At 47.0% G+C, this 18,979-nt stretch carries 10 protein-coding genes; 3 read left to right on the top strand and 7 right to left on the bottom strand.

Translation table 11 applies throughout. The annotated features are described in order from the left end of the window. Window positions 1–44 precede the first annotated feature (44 nt). The 6 genes from Pan54_RS10745 to Pan54_RS10720 all read right to left on the bottom strand — a co-directional run bounded on the left by Pan54_RS10745 (window position 45) and on the right by Pan54_RS10720 (window position 10,699). Window positions 45–1,568 (bottom strand): multiheme c-type cytochrome, encoded by a 1,524-nt coding sequence (locus tag Pan54_RS10745; protein ID WP_165441713.1) that lies wholly within the window; start codon window positions 1,566–1,568, stop codon window positions 45–47. A 251-nt stretch (window positions 1,569–1,819) separates the two neighbouring features. Then, on the bottom strand, window positions 1,820–3,796 hold the full coding sequence (locus tag Pan54_RS10740; RefSeq protein ID WP_146503484.1) for a hypothetical protein: 1,977 nt from the start codon (window positions 3,794–3,796) through the stop codon (window positions 1,820–1,822). A 23-nt stretch (window positions 3,797–3,819) separates the two neighbouring features. Beyond that, window positions 3,820–5,478, bottom strand: a complete 1,659-nt coding sequence (locus Pan54_RS10735) for a multiheme c-type cytochrome (protein WP_146503483.1) — start codon at window positions 5,476–5,478, stop codon at window positions 3,820–3,822. Window positions 5,479–5,855: 377 nt separating this feature from the next. Next, window positions 5,856–7,775, bottom strand: coding sequence for a preprotein translocase subunit SecA (locus tag Pan54_RS10730; protein WP_242631456.1), 1,920 nt, complete (start codon window positions 7,773–7,775; stop codon window positions 5,856–5,858). Window positions 7,776–7,794: 19 nt separating this feature from the next. Then, a complete protein-coding gene (locus Pan54_RS10725; RefSeq protein WP_146503481.1) occupies window positions 7,795–10,017 on the bottom strand; it encodes an HlyD family efflux transporter periplasmic adaptor subunit in 2,223 nt (740 codons plus the stop codon). Between the two features lie 259 nt (window positions 10,018–10,276). Continuing rightward, entirely contained in the window at window positions 10,277–10,699 is a 423-nt protein-coding gene (locus Pan54_RS10720; protein ID WP_146503480.1) for a hypothetical protein, read from the bottom strand. Here Pan54_RS10720 and Pan54_RS26565 point away from each other — a divergent pair. Then, window positions 10,698–10,823, top strand: coding sequence for a hypothetical protein (locus Pan54_RS26565; protein ID WP_261343176.1), 126 nt, complete (start codon window positions 10,698–10,700; stop codon window positions 10,821–10,823). The two genes, Pan54_RS10720 and Pan54_RS26565, sit on opposite strands and share 2 nt — an antisense overlap. 126 nt (window positions 10,824–10,949) lie before the next feature. On the opposite strand, the gene Pan54_RS10715 is transcribed toward Pan54_RS26565, so the two are convergent. After that, window positions 10,950–14,168 (bottom strand): heme-binding protein, encoded by a 3,219-nt coding sequence (locus Pan54_RS10715; protein WP_165441712.1) that lies wholly within the window; start codon window positions 14,166–14,168, stop codon window positions 10,950–10,952. Between the two features lie 624 nt (window positions 14,169–14,792). Here Pan54_RS10715 and Pan54_RS10710 point away from each other — a divergent pair. Both Pan54_RS10710 and Pan54_RS10705 read left to right on the top strand, forming a co-directional pair. Continuing rightward, on the top strand, window positions 14,793–17,054 hold the full coding sequence (locus tag Pan54_RS10710; RefSeq protein ID WP_146503478.1) for a hypothetical protein: 2,262 nt from the start codon (window positions 14,793–14,795) through the stop codon (window positions 17,052–17,054). 168 nt (window positions 17,055–17,222) lie between these two features. Continuing rightward, window positions 17,223–18,896: a TolC family protein gene (locus Pan54_RS10705; protein WP_165441711.1), complete on the top strand. Its 1,674-nt coding sequence runs from the start codon at window positions 17,223–17,225 to the stop codon at window positions 18,894–18,896. The last annotated feature ends 83 nt before the right edge of the window (window positions 18,897–18,979 follow it).

Genomic DNA, 18,979 nt, shown 5'->3' with positions numbered 1-18,979 from the left:
GCTTGCAGACGGAGATTGAAAGTGTAAAGCCATCCAGAAATGGTTTATTGAAGTGACTCAATCTCATGCTGGATCTTTAATAATGGGACAGGGCTGTTCCATTGCGGGCTGTTAATCAGATATTTCTGTTGAGTGCCAAGCCGATCCACCTCGAATGAGGGAAATGCCAGATTAGACCGAATAGTCAGCAATGCCCTAAGCGATTGCATTTTCTGTTGTGAGTTAAGCAGATCTGTGTTCAATGAAGAGAGTGCCAGAAAATATTGAGTTGCCACATCCCAGCTTTGGATGGAATCAACGCGATCCTGATTCAGTAGATCGGACAATATATTTTTACGCAACTGATCGAGATCCTTCGTCTGCGAAATATAGTGTTGGATTTGCAGATCGAGTTGATTGGAAACCGAATCAGAAAGTTCATTAATCTGATCGCGATGCTGCGGTTTCATCTGGCAGACTTGAATGTTCAGCGATTCCAGTTTGCTCATGGAATCGTGGCCAACTTTGAGACCCGCAGACTCCAATATGGCACGATTAAACAGAGAATAGAATTCCGAACGCACAAATGGTCTTGTTATTGGAGCAAAAGCTTTTTGTCGCCAGTTCGGATCAGGTGACTCAGTGCGAGATAAATCGTGATGACAGGAATAACACGAATACTCCGCAAGTTCCGGCCACACTGCATTGGGGTTCTCTGATCGCTGATGCAGAAGCTTCTGAACTTGACTGGAACAGACCAGTTGGCCAATGGCCCAGGAATTCAATGCGTGATCAGCTGATTCAGCAGAGTTGATTCCATCTGATCGTTTATGATCTTTCCCAATATCCCAATGCGCTGCCTGTTGAGCATACAAATCCATATAGGATGTGTACTCGAATAACAGCCTGGGATGCCCGGCAGCGATCAATTCATGATTGACATCACGTCCAGCACTTCCGATATGACAACTCGCACAGGTTTCTGCGCGGATGACTGTCGATTTGAGTTGTTTGAACCCAGTCTTGCTCTTACGAGATTCATTCCAGAGTGGTGAATTCCAGGTATAACTTCGGTGTGGTTCCAGCCATTTTGCAGCCTGCCCATGACAGGCTTCACAACTGACTCCGTTCGAAACAAATTCAAGATTCGAAGAGTTGGTTGTTGAATTGGAAAACTCATAAGTATTCTGAGGAGCGGCATGACAATTGATACAAATCGCTGACTTTTCTGCGGGAGCTTCCAGTTGTAATTGTTCGGCGATTTTCTTTGAGCGGTCGTTCGTTAATGTGCGGTAGGCTTGTGCATGGGGATCTTGCCGTTTCCAGATGGTATAGGAAAGCGAAGAAAGTGGAGCATTTGCCTTCACACTACCATGGCAATTTGAGGAAGAGCAGGAGACCGCCCCCAAATAGAGCAGGGGACCTTGACTCAGGTTATCAGAAACATCGTGCCTGGCTGGGGTTGGTTGAGCATTAATAACAGGCAGAGGATTAAGGCTTGGTCCAGAGAAGTCCTCTGCGATCAGAGGATGACCTGCTGATAATAGACTGGCAAAAAATGCGATGATGATTAACTGGAAACTATTCATCCCGACCTCAAGCCTTGGAAGTCGACTGGACTTCATTCTGAAAGAATCTGCGCCTATCTCTATTAAATCATCGAAGTTTTGGGAAAGCGCAGTACAGCCAATACGATAACCTGCACCGGTTTCGATTCATACGTTTTTAGTAACTGTCACAAGTCTTAAGTTGCATGAATCTTATTTAGCTTAACCAATCTGCCTGTTCGTCATGATTGTCCATTTCTTAATTAAAATGTACGCGATCGCAGTTCCATAACTTATTGCACCTCTACTAATTTTTCACTCAGCGATTTCAGTTTCTGAAAATTCGTCTGAAGTTCTTTGGCTTCGTAAGCAGAGATCATGGGAAAGACAGCCGAGAGATCAAGTTCGTAAATGCCGAAATTGACTGGGCTGTCGTTTCGCGAATTCATGCCTTGAATGGACAACACTTTCCGCTCGCGAGAACGATTCAAATCCAACATGACATGCTCCTGAAAGTTTCGCAGACAATCCGTAATCTCATTCGATTGATTGTCATACCAGCCTGCAAACAGGGGAGATTCTTTGACATCGCGGTGAATGATTCGAGCCGTCATGTCTGAATTCAGGAACATAAATTCGTCATAGGCGACCACATAAGACCAGATTAACTGGCGAACGGAATCGTAATCCCGTTCTTCTTCAGCCAAGGTACAGATAGACGTCATCAATTCCGGCAATTTCTCAACGGAGACCGGATTGTGGGACAATTCCCAGGCATTCTTTTCCAACCAATCGGCAAGGCCTCTGGACGATTCCATCAAGGAAACGGGATTCCCAAATGGAGCGGCATTCAATGACTGAACCAAAGGCTTCAGTTGAGCCTCATAACCAGAAACATCATTGAAATACATGCTCGCCAGTTTGGCTGAAGCGAGCGGCCACTCATGAATATTAGGTCGGCCAGGTTTCAGCATTAACTTGCGGGATTGTCTCCAGGTTCCCGTTCGAAGATCGTGATGACAATTGAAGCAGGCATAGTTGGCAAATTCTGGCCAGCTGTGAAATTCAATCGAGGAGTCTTGTTCCGCAATTTGATGCAAGGGACTGTGAACTTCAGGATCGAGTAAGTCAGCTGATAATCGCAATTGCTCAGCCATGTTCATCAGACCGCTGACCAGCATGATTGTTGTTTGCTCGGCGACCCTGGACGTACTGGTAAAGACTTCCTCCAGATTGACATCGGGAAGCACTTTGCTGGCATATTCCGTTTTCAGTTCTGGAGATTTGTCAAAGAATCCATTCCAGTGCGAAGGCTCCTGGTTGGAGTAAGTTGCCACTTCCAGATTCGGCAACGGGGGATGCCCGGCCGCATACATTTCGTGAGTGATAATTTTCCCCTGCCTGACATTTCCGATATGACAGGAAGCACATATCCGGGCACGGTTGACATAACTGCGAACATCCCATTGTCCCGATGCATACCGCTTGGCAGAATCGTAATGACGCCAGTTTTCATCCATCCAATGCAAATTTCCCCATCCACGAATGCCATCATTGTCTTCTGCTTTTTTATCGCCTGCCGGACCATGACAGCCTTCACAACTCACCCCTGCCAGCAGGCTAACACCATAGACCTGTTTAAGGGAGCGGTTGTTCTCGGCTGAATTTCCCAATCCGGCACAAACCGTGACATAAGTTTTTCCAGTCACCTTGCAGTCGTCTGGAAATTCGGTGAGATAATTTTCAACGGGAATGGAGGAATGGCAGGCCAGACATCGCAAGTCGTGATGAATTAATGATTTTCCTTTTTCATCGACAATACCCAGCAGAGTAGCCATCGATTGTGCCAACCCACTTTCCAGGGCCACATAGGCTTGCGCGTGCTTGTCGAAAGTTTCCCATGTTGTCATTTCATTGCCGAGAAACCAACCATCCGTCGAAGCACGGATCAGGTCTTGTCCGATGATCGGATTCTGAGCCGTCGAGGTATCTTCTTCGATAGAATTCGTGGAAGAAAGAGGTCCTCCATGACATCGCTTGCAAGCCTGCAGTTGTGTAAGTTCGTGTCCATTGTAATTGAGGAAATCACCCTCCTGATTTCTCTGTTCGCAAAGTTGTTTCACAACAAGATTATTTTCTACCTGTGCCTCAACTTCGCGGCCATGACCAAAGAGAATCAACATCACGAGCAGGCATCCAGAAATTAGCAAGTGATTTTGCCCACGATTTTGCGAATGAATATTCAACAGTGAAGATGACTTATTTGTCATGTTTGTCTCTCGGTGTTGGGAAGTCAGTTCAAGGGGGTTTGTGTATCAAGTATGGGCTCAGGGATCACATCTGGATCTTTGATCGAAAATATTGAATCCAGTTTAGACAGGATTGATTCGATCAGGATTCCAGTTTCTGCATTGGCAAAGTAGCCAGCAGGGCTATGGAACAAATATTTTCGCCCAGCACCGGACGAATCCGGAATGGTTTCGAAATCCAAAACTTGACGGAGTTCATCCAGTTCGGATTCAATTTCCACTTTGAGGGCCGTTTGTATTTCCACCTCTGCAAGCAAATGCGGGATCAGGAGTGTCAAAGAAACCGCTTTTCTCCAGCTCAGATGATTCTGTCTTAAATCCTCACGGACCGTTTTCTGAACCGCAGCCAGAAATGTTTCCACCTGCGCCATTTCGATCTCACTATTGAATGGCGTGATCAGGATCTCACTCTGTTGAATCAGCTCCATGGCATTCAAACTGTTTTTACAAGATCCCTTCTCGCGATCGAGACGGCTCCAATTATGAATTTCAAACCCTTTGTCAATGGATGCCAGATTGTTTTTAAGTTGTACAATCTCGACTAAAGATTCCTTGTTGTCGTTCTGAGCGTGAAAAAAACTATCCAGCATTGCCGGGAAGAATTCTTGATAGGGATTTCCCCACTTGGAACCTTCATGCTGATTGACCTTCATCGGCAATACTCGATTATCCAGATCGCGATGACAGGCAAAGCAATTCATCTCTGAAAATTCCAGCTGAGAGTTTCCAGTCGCATCTGTCTGGAGCCGGTATTCCAACAATTCGAGAGTGGCTTGCATGCCATACCATTGCCCTAGAATCCAATTGGACAGATGATCGTGATCTTCCTCATGCTCATGATTCCAGTGTGGTAATATGGCATTGGAAAACGCGGAGAAATCAAAATCGAGACGAGGATGTCCTGCTCCGATCATATCATGATTCACCTCTCGTGAAACCATTCCCTGGTTTGCATCACCGGCAGATCCGATATGACAGCTTGCACATAGCTGAACTCTTTGATGAGGTTGACTTAACGGGGTCATCCCCGCGTCGCGCATCCGTTTTTCATCGCTATTTTCAAGGCTGACTGACCAGTTCGGATGAGCTTGAATCCATTCCCCTTCGACACCATGACACATCATACATTCTGTATTCTGCGGCATGACTGCCAGTTCAATTTGTTTTTCAGTAAATCCAGAAGGAATTAGCTGAGGAGCATGGCAACTTAAACAGCTGGTCTCCCGGATCGCCAGGCGATTATTCTCATCGTATAACTTGCTCATGATTTGAGCTGCAAGAGGAGAATTCAGACAGCTCAATGCTCCTGTGTGAGGATCGACCTCATGCCAGATCACCGCTTCATTTCGACCACAACTCCTGACCTCGGTATTCGTTTTCACGGGGAATTCCTGACCATGACACCCCGTCGAAGAGCAGGAACTCATAACCGAGTAGCGGGAAATTTGTGAAAGTTCATCACTCAAAGTGAAAGTCTTCTCTATTGAGGCTTCCGAGGAGTGAACCTCCTGTATCTGTTGTGGTTCCGAAGAATTGATGGGACCACATCCCAAGACGGTAAAGAGCAGCAGTGTCTGAAAACCCCAAAACATAATCTCGTGCAATCGCATTGGAATCTGGCAATGAGAATTCACGATAGTCATAACCAGTTCAATGTCTTTACGGAAAAAGCAGGGCGTTTCTTGATTCCATCGCGGTAAAAGGATCCAACATAGAGTAACGAATTGCACTCATTTATATGGTATTTGGATTAAACAATTCTGGTCTAGTGCCCATTCAGGGCTTAGATTTGGGCATCAAATAACTGTAACGCACTCCGTTGTCGTGCTTTATAAGAACATCAACCCAAATTATTAGTGTGGAAGACGCACTGGAAAATATAAACGGTATGACACATTGTCATGCGTTCGGAATGTTGATCTCAGCATAAATGAGCCTGCTCGGGAATACCAATTAAAAGCATGGCAATTCTCTGTATTTCAGATGGAAATCGCCATAGCGGGAATGCCGGCTTTGAAATTCAGTCGGTCAGGAATTCTGGAATCAGACCCAACGATTCCAATTCCTGTTGCAGCATTGTCGAATGCTGGTACATCTTCATTCGAGATTGTCCATGCTCCCGTTCGAGTTTTTGTTGAGCCGATCGAAACCAGTGGATCGCCCGCGAAGGGACTTCAGTACCTTTGAGCGATAGAGAATAGTTCTGAACCTTCTTCTGAAATTGAATTGGCAACTGCTCGAAGAGATCATCTTCAAACGAGAGCAAAAACTGATACGAACCAGGTTCTCCCTGACGAGCAGTTCGCCCAATCAACTGACGGTCAATGCGACTTGAAAAATGCATTTCACTCAGAATTACATGCAATCCACCGCGGCTCAAAACTTCACGATCGACCTGGATATCGGTTCCTCGACCAGCCATGTTTGTGGCAATTGTGACCTGCCCGGGTTGTCCCGCTTGAGAAATGATTTCTGCTTCCAGTGCATGGTTGGCGGCATTGAGCAATTCAAATTCAATTCCGGCAGACTGAAGTACCTCTGCCAATTCTAATGAACTTTGAACCGTAGGCGTACCAATCAGGATTGCTCGTTTTTGCTCGACTAACTCCTGAACGACTTTTCGGATCTCGTTGCATTTTTCGGCTCGGGTTTTAAAGAGCTTTGTTTTGACTTCAGTTCGTTTTGAAGGAAGCCTGGTTGCAATTTGAATGGTTTCCAGATCGTAATACTGTTCCAATTCCCCGGCGATCGATTTCGCAGTCCCGGTCATCCCGCACAGGAACCGATACTTCCTGGCAAGAAGCTGAACGGTGGTTTGAGCCGTGGTGGAGGTTTGTTCGATCTGAGTGAATTCTTCTTTCATTTCAATGGCCAGTTGCAATCCGTGTTGCCATTTTCGTCCAGGGATTACACGTCCGGTATTTTGATCGATAATTTCAATCTGATCATTCACAATCAGATAGTCACGATCTTTTCGAAAATAATGTGACGTCGTGAGACTGTTTTCCATTGCCACCTGTAAGTCATGCCAGCGATAGCCACCCATTCCTTCTGATTTCTGCTCCAGAACAAGTTTACTTCGACCGTCCGGTTTCAGTTTGACTCGCCTCAACTGAGGGTCTAACAGGTAATCTTTCTCAGGACGAAATTTGGGAAGAGTTTCCCGGCACCAGCGATATCTCTCAACTTCTCCAGCGTCTGCCGGAATCGCTTCGGCGATGATCAATGGCATGCGGGCTTGATCAATCAGAACACTGTCCGCTTCATCGATAATTGCGGCATTCATTTCTGTACGATGCACAGGTCGATCATGTGGCTCTATTAGGGTTTCGTCGTCAGACATTCTGTTTGGTTCTGATTCGATCAGAAGGCGATCTTTTAAATAATCGAAGCCAATTTCCTTTTCTGTGGCGTAGGTCACATCTCTGGAATATGCAACACGACGTTCGTTGCGATTGTCCTGATTTCTGATCACGCCGGTAGATATTCCAAGCAGGTTAAAAATCGGTTTTGAAAACTGATGGTCGCGGACCGCCAGATATTCATTAGCGGTGATCACATGACAGCCACGTGCTGAAAGTGCATGCACGTAAGCAGGTAATAACGCGGTCAGCGTTTTGCCCTCACCCGTCTGCATTTCAATGATGTAACCATCCAGAAGTGCTCGTCCGGCCAGCAGTTGATTGAAATAGTGTTCCTGCTGATGGACACGTCTGGCAGCATCTCGCATGATGGAAAATGCCTGCACCACATCCCGGGTGCCGCCTCGCTGTTCAGCAAAGATTTGTTTCAATTTCAAAGATTCAGATTTCAATTCAGAATCGGTAAGACCACGCAGATTGTTAGCACAATCCAGTATTTCGCTGCATTCTCTAAGCCATGTCAACTGCCGTGGAATTCTATGCGGAGAATTATTCAGAATATTCCGGACAATAAACATACGATTCACTCGAATAGATTCAGGATCGACGGAGATAGTTTTTCCACAGATAGTTCCCGATACGCTCGGCTAATGTGCTTGAAGGATGTTCAATCAATGCCTGTCCCTGCATTCCAGCAATCAACGGAAGCTGTTGACGACTCCAGGAAACTCGGACAACATATCGAGCCGACTCTGCATCTGAAGCCGCATTGAATTGCGTTTCCCAGTTCAGCAGATTTCTCAGCTCCCAATCTTCACCGGCCCTGTTCTTGATGACATGATCCGAGAGATAACTGACTGTTCCCGAAATAGGAACATCGGGAAACCCCTGTAACCGCAGAGTAATCTGCTGCCCGACTTTCAAAGCCTTCTTTTCCTCTTCTGTCACCAGAATTGCGGCTGTGAATTCAGAATCCTCGTAGATTTTGAGGAGCGGAGTTTGACGAGCGACATACGGATGAGAATCGGTGGTGTTGTAGATGTCTCCATCCCATGTTTTATTTTCGATCTTTTCCTCAAGTGTTTCTGCTATTGGAATGGAAGCAGCAGGGATGACGATACCCGAACTTTGAGCCAGTACGTTCAGTTTTCCAACCTCTACTTCTAAAAGCTTCATACGTCGCAGATGGTAATTTTCCAGATCTCGCGACTGAGCCACCAACTGTGGCTGGGAGAGATGCTCGTTGAGAGCTGTGATGACTTTCTGTTTTTCAAGATCTGCGCGCAGGCGAATCGCTTTGCGCTCATGTTGAGTATCCTGCAGCGTCAGTACTTTCTGACCGGATTCGACGGTATGATGCTCATTTCGATGTTCAACTTCAGACAATGTTCCTGAGTCATCTGCAACCAGATAGCTTGAAAGTTTGGGAGTGGCGACCAAAGGAGCGGTCGTTCGGTTGGAGAGCGGTACCGCAAAAAGGAAGTAGCCTGAAGCTCCGGCAAACAGGAGTGGCAAAATGAGGCGAACCGGTCGCATGGAAACATCCTTGTGTTCTTTAATCAGTTTGTAAAACGACGTCAGTCCCTGAATCAGCATCGTCATCAATCCCTGAACGAAGACCACTCTTGAGATCCACCCCAGTTGATACGGCTTGAGCAGATGATGCAAAAACTCTGAAATCACAAACAGAATCAGCATTGTGTAAACAATCGAACAAACGTGGTAGAGCAGATACAAGAACTGATACTTTTGCGGTAACTGTGTGCTTCTTCGCAGCGACTTACCAGAAACGATTTCCGCTAACTGGTAGTGGAATAACTTCTTCGATTTTTCCCGGAGATTGGTCACTCCCAGAAGATCGGAAAATACGTAATAGCCATCAAATTTCAGCAACGGATTCAGGTTCACAAGCACAGTGCTGCAGAGCGTTACTCCGATCACATGAGCCATAAAGTCATGGGTAAACCCAGGTCCTGTCAGTAACCAGAGTCCGAAGGCTAAGCTTCCCAACACGAGTTCCGCGTAAATGCCTGCCAGTGAGATTTGAATTCTCGACCAGCGACTCTGCAAACACCATGCATCGGAGACATTGCAATACAGACACGGGCTGAAGACGATCATTGCGACACCAATTTCATGGACTTCGCCACCCAGTAATCGACATCGTATTCCGTGTGATAATTCGTGAATCGCTTTCGTCAACGCCAGCGCGAGCCAGAAGCAATAAATCCCCTTGCCGGTGGAATGAAAAGCAGTAAATGAAAATTCTGCCCAGAAACGATCCCATTCCCCGACAAGTGCCCCAAAAGCAAGCAAGGTACAGCAGGAAAAAAACAGAACAGCGGCTCGTGAGTAAAACCATGCAAAGAAGGGCATTAGCCAATTCAGGACTGCCGTTGGATCCCATCCCGGAAGTCGAAAATAGAGAGGATTGAACCAGCCTTTTTTAGTCGCGTTTTTTTCTGTTTTCAGAAGAACGAGTTCAGGATCGACAATGAGACTGCGAGCCAGCTGTTTGCCGATTAGATCTTTGATCAGCCCTAGAACGTCGTGAGTCGTCCAGTTTCGCTCTAGAAATGTCTCGTTCATTTTTTGAACAAGTTCCGATAATGGCGTTTGCCCATCCAATTGCTGCAGCAAAAAGTAGAGTTCTGAACGTAGCTGGAAATACGTTCGACTCACTGGATCTTTCACAATCCAGGTCACAATTGCTCCCTCGGATCGACTGGTGAATTGAAGATCCTTGCGGGCAAGTACACGCAAGGCTTTCCCCTGTCTTGAGGGAGGGCGAAGCAATTTCTGAGGATGTTCACGATCCATCAACAATCCGAATGTCTGAGAGTTTCTCAACCTGAAAGGAATGGGGATCCGTCAGAGTGTGGCATCCCGTGGACAGGATTGTAGTGCGACTCAGCAAAGCATCGCTATAGCATTTTATGCGTCGAAAAGCCTGCAAATCAGCAGCGATCAGGCTTGGAGAGCACTCTGCCAGGGCATGGAACCAGGGCCTGGACTACATCAACAAGCCCAAGGTATGCACAGAAGACGGAGGTGGATCTGTTAGCCAGAAATTAACTGTTTAATACCCTTGTCCAAAATGCACATTTTTGCCCCGCATGTGCGAATTTTTGAAAGGGTGGTTCTTATGATCCGGCTCATATAACCCGCGACCATCCTGATATTTGACCCCATGCGACCAGTTTAAAGCGACTCGGGAATACCAAGGGACATAATCGACACCAAACGTCCCTTCATGCTCATATCGAGGTTGACCATGTTTTGATGCGGTCCCTCCGCCGACATAGTAACAGCCGTAAGAGTCGTCGTAACCACATGTTGCGCGACCACGAACATAATTGGCATTGCCTGCTTCCTGCATCGCAACGGGATCTTTGGCCGGATATTTCATCCACCAGTCTTTAGCCGTTGCTGATTCTGCTCCGAATAATACAGGCAAAATGCACACACATGCGAAACGGAGTAATCCTTTTTGAGAACGCATGTTTACAGCTTCAATGTCAGAAAAGAACGATGCAGAAACCCGGAATTCTCCCAAACTGGCGAATTCTCATCTGTTTAATGCATCGGATCAGCATTCCCCGGCAATGAACAGGAATCCCGACTAATGATCTTTTCTCAACGATGTCACTCTCGTATATCACCTGGCTTACGCAAATCACCAGCAGGTTTAGCAACTTGTTCCCATGGAGGACCTTGGGAACGAGGAATTTGGTATAAGCCCTGAAATTGCACTAACCGAATGGGTTACGCAGGAATTTTTGATAGGGAAGCCGCACACCATCGACAAAGACCTGATCAGCCCGAGGAATGTTCACTCCATCTGGTAAAAACTCTGTCGCGCCCAGATAAGTCACTACATCATCCTGGTCGACTCCGTCTCCACTTACGCCGAACCCTCCGACAATCTGGTTATTGATATAAAGTGGCGTGCTCCCCGGAAAGAAAACGACTCCATTCTGATTAGACTTCTGACTGGCACCAATGGCCGGCATCACTCCTGCGTCTCCGGGGTCGTGGAAATTGGTTTGAGGATTGAAGGCATCGTAACCGAGCACGCTGGTAAATGTGGAAGCTGCCGCTGGTGCTCCAATATTTTCGCCGGTTGTCGGATCAATGGATGGATTGTTCAATATGGAGAAGGGAGCAGCCGGAGTTCCATCGACGCCATCCGGAAAGCGAGGTTCGGAAAGGTATCGGAATGTTCGATTCGTAAAGGCTGTCGCCGGATCAATTGGCTCGGGACTCGTATTACTTGAATCAAATGGTATGTCCTTATCGATTGGCAGGACATCGTTGGGATCCGAATAGTAGGCGACATTTCGAGCTTTGGCGACTGCGACATCGATAGAAAATGTCGTTGCGTCCTGCATGCGATACAGTGCAAGAACTTCTCCGTTGGTATCTGTCACAGCAAAGACCATTCGTGTTCTGGCTCCTGGAGATTGGTCGGCAGCTTCGAGTCGAACAGCTGCCCGCGTCACTTCGGCTGCTTCAATCGCATCATCGATGATTTGCTGGACAACCGCCGCTGTCAAAGCGGGATCGGTCGCCGAGGCATGGGGAGTCACCAGATATCCTTCCGGGACATTCAAGCCATTGCGATACAATTGAGGATCAGCCGTGAAATTCCCCAAATTCATCGGGTCTTCGATATCAATCCCGGCATCAAATATGCCATTATCATTCAAGTCGCCATTGTCAGAAACGATCTGATCGGCTCCGCTGGTAACACCGGGAGGAGTATTCAGGGCCAGTTCGACTGTTTCCTGAATTCCGACACAGCCTGCCGTCGGTCCCAAAGCAGAAAGTTGAACACCGACCAGATCCAGTCGTCCAAACGGCAAGTCGATATCGCTGACAGGATTGCCTGCAAATGCTGTTTTTGCCAGCGGTTCATGAGCAAATTCGGCAGCCTGGGTACTTCCTCCCGCTACAGCCAAAGCGATCAACTCGGCTTCGAGAACCTTAGGGGCATTCGTTCGCGCATCTGTCGTTTGATTAACTCCAGGGACAAATCCCTGCTCGAAACTGGCATAGCCATCCGGACCAGGAAAGAACACGCCGACACCACCAATTAATGTATCGCCAATGCCATCCATATTGGTATCACGAAACAGAGGAATTCCCCCGGGCAAAGTGGCGATCCCACGAGACTGAGCGCCTGGATTAATTCCCGAGACAAATCCATAAGATTCTGGAGCTGCCAATTCCTGGCCAGCAGGGACGAATGCAGGATCGATATTGAACCGACCTCGTAATGTCACATCGTCAGCCGTTCCTTTAATGCCGTCGTCACCAGGATGAATGATACTATCACGGTTGGTATGTTCGATCGCAAACAGATCGACCTGCGGAGTGTTCGGAATATCCGGCGGGAAATGTCCCCCCAGTCCAATTGGAGCCACGAATCCGGGACCACGGACGGTGGAATTGGGATCGATATCATTGGGATTGGAATTGACTTCCCGTTCCGTCACTGTCGACTGACTGATGAATCGCACCAGCCGGGAGGTCAACGGAGCAAAGGTTCCTCCGTCGCCATTGTTGGGGTCACCATTGGAAAACAGTGCAGCGGTGCGAGCTTTGGCAACCGCTCCATCAATCGCAAAGGCCAACCCCTGAGGATCACCTGCAAATGTATCCAGCACATCCTGTTCTGCTCGAACGCCCAGGATATTCCCGTTACGATCCACAATCGCGATAATCGCATCGTTACTCGCAGTCACTTCAGAGCCATAATTCAACAAATCGGCGACTTCTGAAGGAGTTAATTGCTCTGGCGTAGCGACCATTGCATGCAGGACAAAGGCATTAGCTCCATTGCCATTTTGCGAGTCCATGGGCATGAATATCGCGTTATTGACAGATTGCGAAATCGATTCGAGACTATGCTCTGTTTCATAGCCTCTACTCATTAACTGTGCGGGATCACTTTGGAAAATATCTTCCAGTCCCGAGACATGCCCGGCTTCGTGGGCAATCACAGTGAAGAAGTCGTAGCTGTTGTTGACATTGCCATTATTGTAATGGTTTTCCCAATTCTCGGCCTGATCCAACCAGATCATGCCGACGACTTTGGGCTGCTCATCTTGTTCCGAGGTTTGAACCTGACTCAACCCGAGTGTGCCATCACGCTGGCTGGTGTGACCGAAAGCTGCCAGATCTCCAACACCGATATTCACGATCTCACTTAAATCTGCTTCAGTGTCCTGAATGAATTCAATTTTCCCGCCACTGGCATCACTCCATCCCTGTAACGCTTTGACCGCTAAAGCCTGCTGTTCTGCGGAAATCGTATTCGAATACCCTTCGGCATCACGAAAATCATATCTAATGGTGACGGTTTCATATTGATCAATAAACCAGTCTGCAGACTCCGCATGAGGGCTGTTCTCCTGAGAAATCACTGGCAGTGAAGTCGCATTGTGTGACCTTGTCATGGAATCCAGATCGACTTCCGCTGAGTTCGGAATCAAGTTGGGATCTGTTTCGAATGTCAGTTCCATTCCGGAATCTGATGTCAGAGGTATCGGTTGGGAATTCCCGGAAGTCTCAATTCGTGGTGATTTGAATGTCGCTGATTCAGTTGGATCTGGTGAATCATTGGTCTCCCAGGCTGTTGGCAGGATTGAGCCTTCGTTTAATGAATCAGCCCCTGTTAGAGGTGATGCCTGGTTTGCCGACTCAGGGGTATTCGCGTAATTGTTACTCTCCTGAATTTGCTGGCGTTCAATATTGCGATCTGTCTGACTGTTCTGAGTCGTTAACGGAGGCAATTCATTTGGGCTGTGAGAATAACTGGCGTTATGAGAATTGTCCGAGCTTGTATCAGAACCCGTTGTCTGATTAGCGACAGCTCCTGCCAGAGAACTCAACACCAGTCGTTCTTCCAGCATTTCTACCTGAATCTGATCATAGATTCTCTCATGCTCAACGGTCGTTGAGAACATCTTAAGTTTGTTGAAGAATCGTAGACCAAACATAATTCGATACCAGTTTTCGGTGAGATACTCGGCACTCCATAACGGTGAGTGGCATAGTGTGAAAGGTAAGAATAAGAGCTGATGGAAATTGCTAATGAGGGGGATAAGAGGGCGTGATAAAATTCGAGATCATTGAGATAGGATGGAGACGATGATGGTCCGTACAACCCTCATTATCGGCAAACTCACTTAGCGACAATTATATGGAATCCCAAATATGCACGATCTGCAGACTTATTTTCGAAAAACTTGAGCCCGGAATTGTAAAAATGGCCTCAGAACAGCCAATTTTTGTTCAGTTCTAATTCCTCTTGTAAGACTGAAGGAATCAGGAATACTATCTGGAATGAACAGCTCCCACCTCCTTTGCTGTTCTCGATCAATTAAAACCCCTCCCTCTCCACTTCTCTTCCTGTCTTGATCTGCTTTTACCTGGAGTCAATCAAGACTTGCAGATTTACGGTATTCCCTTCGTTTCAAATTCCTGCACCAATTCCATTCTAGTTCGCTTCGAAAATAATCGAATGCGGATCTACAACTTATTCCCATTCACCAGTTCCAGTCTTACCACATGGACCGTTCAGGGCAGCGATGAACTATTGCAACGGTATCATTGACTGGAATAACGACGAATCCTTAACAGGATATCTCATAACGATACTTGTCATTGCATTATCAGTCATCATGCTGTCAGAGGACATTCATGGACAGCCTTCTCAAAAGTCCTTAACTTTCGAGCAAAGAAAGCCAGCTGGCAATGCTATTGAACAGTCGAGCTCAATTCTGAAGGTTCCGTCTGAAAACCGTTTTCTGCTCACGCCACTGGATAAGATTGCTATTCAGGATTTCGACACACCAGCAAAATCGCCTGCGTCACCAAGGTTAGAGATTCCCCCGGCTATCAAGTACGATGACGATTTGAGTCTGGATGTGCTGAAGCCTGGCTCAAAAATGTTTGTGGACTCGACACATGCTGATAAAACCGAGATGTTGTTTTCTGAATTTGCTCCACTGTTTCTGACTGATCCAGACTTCGAAACAGCACCTCCTCTCAATCCCCCGATATTAAGACGTCCTCTCGCAGAATTCGGGCCTCCGCAAATTGAGTTGGAAGCGGAAGAAGAAAATCTCTTTAAGGGCTCTCTGCTGACTTATCCACACGAAGCTCCACTCGGGTATACTGGACCTTCCGGAATTCTTCCGAAGGACGCCCAGACTTCGAGTCACTTTGTTCCGGTGGAGGATCGCTGGCGTTCTGGTTTTCCTGACTGGGATCGATACGATAAAGAACAGCCCCCAGGAATCGACTATCCCTACGAACATGGTCGCTGGTACGATCCGTACAATCAAAATTATCTCAAAGGTGACTTTCCAATTCTTGGTCAGCATCTGTTTATGAATTTTACGGGTGAGCTCGAGTCGGTTCAGGAATTTCGCCAGTTACCTGTCGCGACCTCTCCTTTTGAAAGTACCGTCGATCCATTTTCAGATCCGTTTTTTGGGGATCCCAATCAGTACTTCTCTTCAAATTTTTTCCTGCTCTCATTTGAATTGTTTCACGGCAATGCGGCCTTCAAACCGATTGACTGGCAATTCAAGATGACCACCGCGTTCAATGTCAATTACCTGGACACGAATGAACTGGCCGTTGTTAATCCTGATGTCCGAGCCGGGACGACCAGGCAGGATGATTATTTTGCACTCCAGGAATATTTCTTTGAATGGAAGATGGCGGATTTGAGTCCGCATTACGATTTCGTCTCGGCACGAGTCGGGTCACAGCAATTTGTCAGCGACTTCAAGGGATTTATCTTCGATGACGTTAACCGTGGTGCCCGGGTTTTTGGTACTCGACTGGCGAACCGAGATCAGTTCAACATCATTTTGTTCGATCAGGTCGAAAAGGATACCAACAGCCAGTTGAATACATTCAATGATCGAAAACAAAATACGCTGATCATGAATTATTACCGGCAGGATTTCATTTACCCGGGATACACCGCTCAAGCCAGTTTTCATTACAACCACGATCACCCTGACTTCCTGTTCGATAACAACAACTTTCTGGCCCGTCCCGATCCCGTCGGTGTCTTCGAGCCTCATAGTGTTGAAGCCTATTATCTGGGCTTTTCAGGACAGGGGCACATCGAAAAACTGAATGTCTCAAATGCCTTTTATTATGTGTTCGGGAATGACAGTATGAATCCGATTGGGGGGAAGGCTCAAGACATCAGTGCCTATATGGCAGCAGTCGAACTCTCCTACGACCGCGACTGGGCTCGATTCCGCACTTCATTCTTTTATGCTTCCGGAGACAGCAATCCCAACGATACCACCGCAACTGGTTTCGATACGATTCTGGATGCTCCTAACTTTGCCGGCGGTGAATTCAGTTACTGGCAACGACAACAACTGCAACTTTTCGGTGTCAGTCTCGTGCAGCGGGAAAGTCTTGTTCCCGACTTGCGAACCAGCAAATTCCAAGGGCAATCCAATTTTGTCAATCCTGGATTATTGCTGTTCAATATCGGAATGGATTTTGACATCACGCCAAAATTGAAAATGATTACGAATGCGAACTACATCATGTTCGACGATACTGAAGTCCTCGAAACCTACACCTTTCAGGATGATATTGCCACGGCTATTGGCACCGACTTGAGCATCGGTTTTGAATACCGACCTTTATTGAGCGATAACGTTGTCTTCGAAGCAGGAATTGCGACGCTCATTCCGGATGAAGGACTCAAAGATCTTTATGGCAAATACGATCCATTCACGATTGCACAGGTCAATAATCCACAACTCGATCCTTTGTTTTCCATCTTTGTGCAAGGAGCGTTCGTCTATTGATTTCAAGAATTCGCAGTCAGTCGAATCGAATTGCCACTCTCCAGCACCGCTGAATTCCTCAAGTTTCCTTTCTGATCCATGACGATCTGTATTCACTCTCACAACACTAAGAACATAGCCTGGAAATGCTTCGAGTTTTCCAGGTTCTTCTGGTGCTACGCATGTTGTGTGATTCTTTGCAGTGGAGTCGGCTGCACAAGACTTCCGAAAACTGCTCGCTCTGCTTTACCTGACCCCATCGCAATATCTGAAAATGCGACTCCGCTTACGGTCCCCACCGCTGAGAATCATCACGCAAATGACGAGAAGACGAATCTTACTCAGCTCAACGCAAGCGAACCGCAACTTCTGGAGAATCTTACTGACGAGGAAGCCATTGAATATGCTGCCTATACGACCAATTCGGATCATCCATCTTCAAGTGCATTAACGATCTCTATGGCATTGCAGGTGATGCTCGAAAATAATCCACTGGTCAGGCAGGCGCAACTTTCTCAGGAAATGCAGCAGACTCTCATCGATGAATCTGTGGCTGAGTTCGATACCACACTTTCCTCGAACCTCGATATGAGACAGGTCAATCAGCAGGCTAGTTCTGCCATAGATGCTTTAGGAACGGGACAAAATACGATTTCGACGACCAACCTGGGAAATTCGAATGGACCTGACCTGCTGGCCTTTGGGAAAAAATGGGAAACAGGGACACAAACCCGGCTTGCATACGGGAGCAATTACAATAACAACAATCCTTCTGGTTCATTTCTGCTGGTGAACCCGGCTTACTCTTCAAATTTATCGTTGAGCGTCAGCCAGCCGCTCTGGCAGGGACGAAATCAAAATGTCAATGAGGCTCCAATTGCGATCGCTAAATTGAATCAGGCGCGTTCAAAATATGAGACTCGGGAAACGGTCACCGATCTGATTGTCGAACTTCATGCCGCTTACTGGTCGGTCTATCAACTTCAGCAGGAACTCACTCTCATCCAACAGGAATTATCTGATGCCGAACATTTGCACCATGAAGAAGAAGTTCGTCTCAAGCTGGGCGAAGGGAGCATGGTTCGCCTGACCCGCTCCCTTGATTATGTTCAACAACTGAAAATCGAATTGGCCCAGGTTGAGCAACGAGCATCAGAGGCTGAGCAGAGACTCTTCCTGACCATGGGCATCGACCAGTCTCAAACTTCAATCCCCCGTCAACTGATCGCCGAGCCGAATTCTGATCTCATTGCGTTGAATGTCGAAAGCAGTCGCGAGCAGGCACTCCAGAATCGAAATGAACTGAAAATCGCCCGTCAAAAACTCAAGACCGCTGAACTTCAGAGACTGCAGGCTGAAGACCTGACAAAACCATCGATTAATGTTGTTGGGCGAGTTGGAGTATCCGGGCTCGATTCAAATGCTTTTGGTGCGATTCAGAATGCGAGTTCAGGCAATTATCACAATTGGATGATGGGCCTGAACTATGAACGAAAACTTGGCAAACGAGGCGAACAGGCCCTGCTGAAGCGGGCTGAACTGCAATTCCAATCGGCGATGATAGAACTTCGAAAAGCCGAGAATATTATCAACTATGATGTCGACCAGAGTCTGGAACAGGTTCGGAAAAGTTACGAAATTTATCAGGCCCAGCTAACCCGCTCGAACCTACTTAAAGAGCAACTCGATATCTACAACAAGCTGTATCACAAAGGGCAAATCACCATCGAACAATTGGTGGAATCCCGTGGTAATCTCTTATCCGTTCAACGCGAAGAATTGCTGGCGTTGGTCAATTACAATCTTTCGATCGTTGTTTATCACCGCAGCATCGGAGATTTGACACACCGTCATTCCATTTGAAATGGAATCTCGACAACAAGTCATTCAAGACAATTACGAGTCACGATGAAAGGATTGCCACAGATTCAAGATCACAAATTCTG

The sequence above is a fragment of the Rubinisphaera italica genome (assembly GCF_007859715.1).
Taxonomy (GTDB): domain Bacteria; phylum Planctomycetota; class Planctomycetia; order Planctomycetales; family Planctomycetaceae; genus Rubinisphaera; species Rubinisphaera italica.
The sequence above is the reverse complement of the archived record's forward strand: the minus strand, read 5'-3'. Positions and strand labels throughout refer to the sequence as shown.

Bases quoted from the DNA above. Each gene is read 5' to 3' on its own strand.
- Pan54_RS10745 (WP_165441713.1), bottom strand. From the start codon at position 1,568: ATGAATAGTTTCCAGTTAATCATCATCGCATTTTTTGCCAGTCTATTA.
- Pan54_RS10740 (WP_146503484.1), bottom strand. From the start codon at position 3,796: ATGACAAATAAGTCATCTTCACTGTTGAATATTCATTCGCAAAATCGT.
- Pan54_RS10735 (WP_146503483.1), bottom strand. From the start codon at position 5,478: ATGACTATCGTGAATTCTCATTGCCAGATTCCAATGCGATTGCACGAG.
- Pan54_RS10730 (WP_242631456.1), bottom strand. From the start codon at position 7,775: ATGTTTATTGTCCGGAATATTCTGAATAATTCTCCGCATAGAATTCCA.
- Pan54_RS10725 (WP_146503481.1), bottom strand. From the start codon at position 10,017: ATGGATCGTGAACATCCTCAGAAATTGCTTCGCCCTCCCTCAAGACAG.
- Pan54_RS26565 (WP_261343176.1), top strand. From the start codon at position 10,698: ATGTTTACAGCTTCAATGTCAGAAAAGAACGATGCAGAAACCCGGAAT.
- Pan54_RS10720 (WP_146503480.1), bottom strand. From the start codon at position 10,699: ATGCGTTCTCAAAAAGGATTACTCCGTTTCGCATGTGTGTGCATTTTG.
- Pan54_RS10715 (WP_165441712.1), bottom strand. From the start codon at position 14,168: ATGTTCTCAACGACCGTTGAGCATGAGAGAATCTATGATCAGATTCAG.
- Pan54_RS10710 (WP_146503478.1), top strand. From the start codon at position 14,793: ATGAACTATTGCAACGGTATCATTGACTGGAATAACGACGAATCCTTA.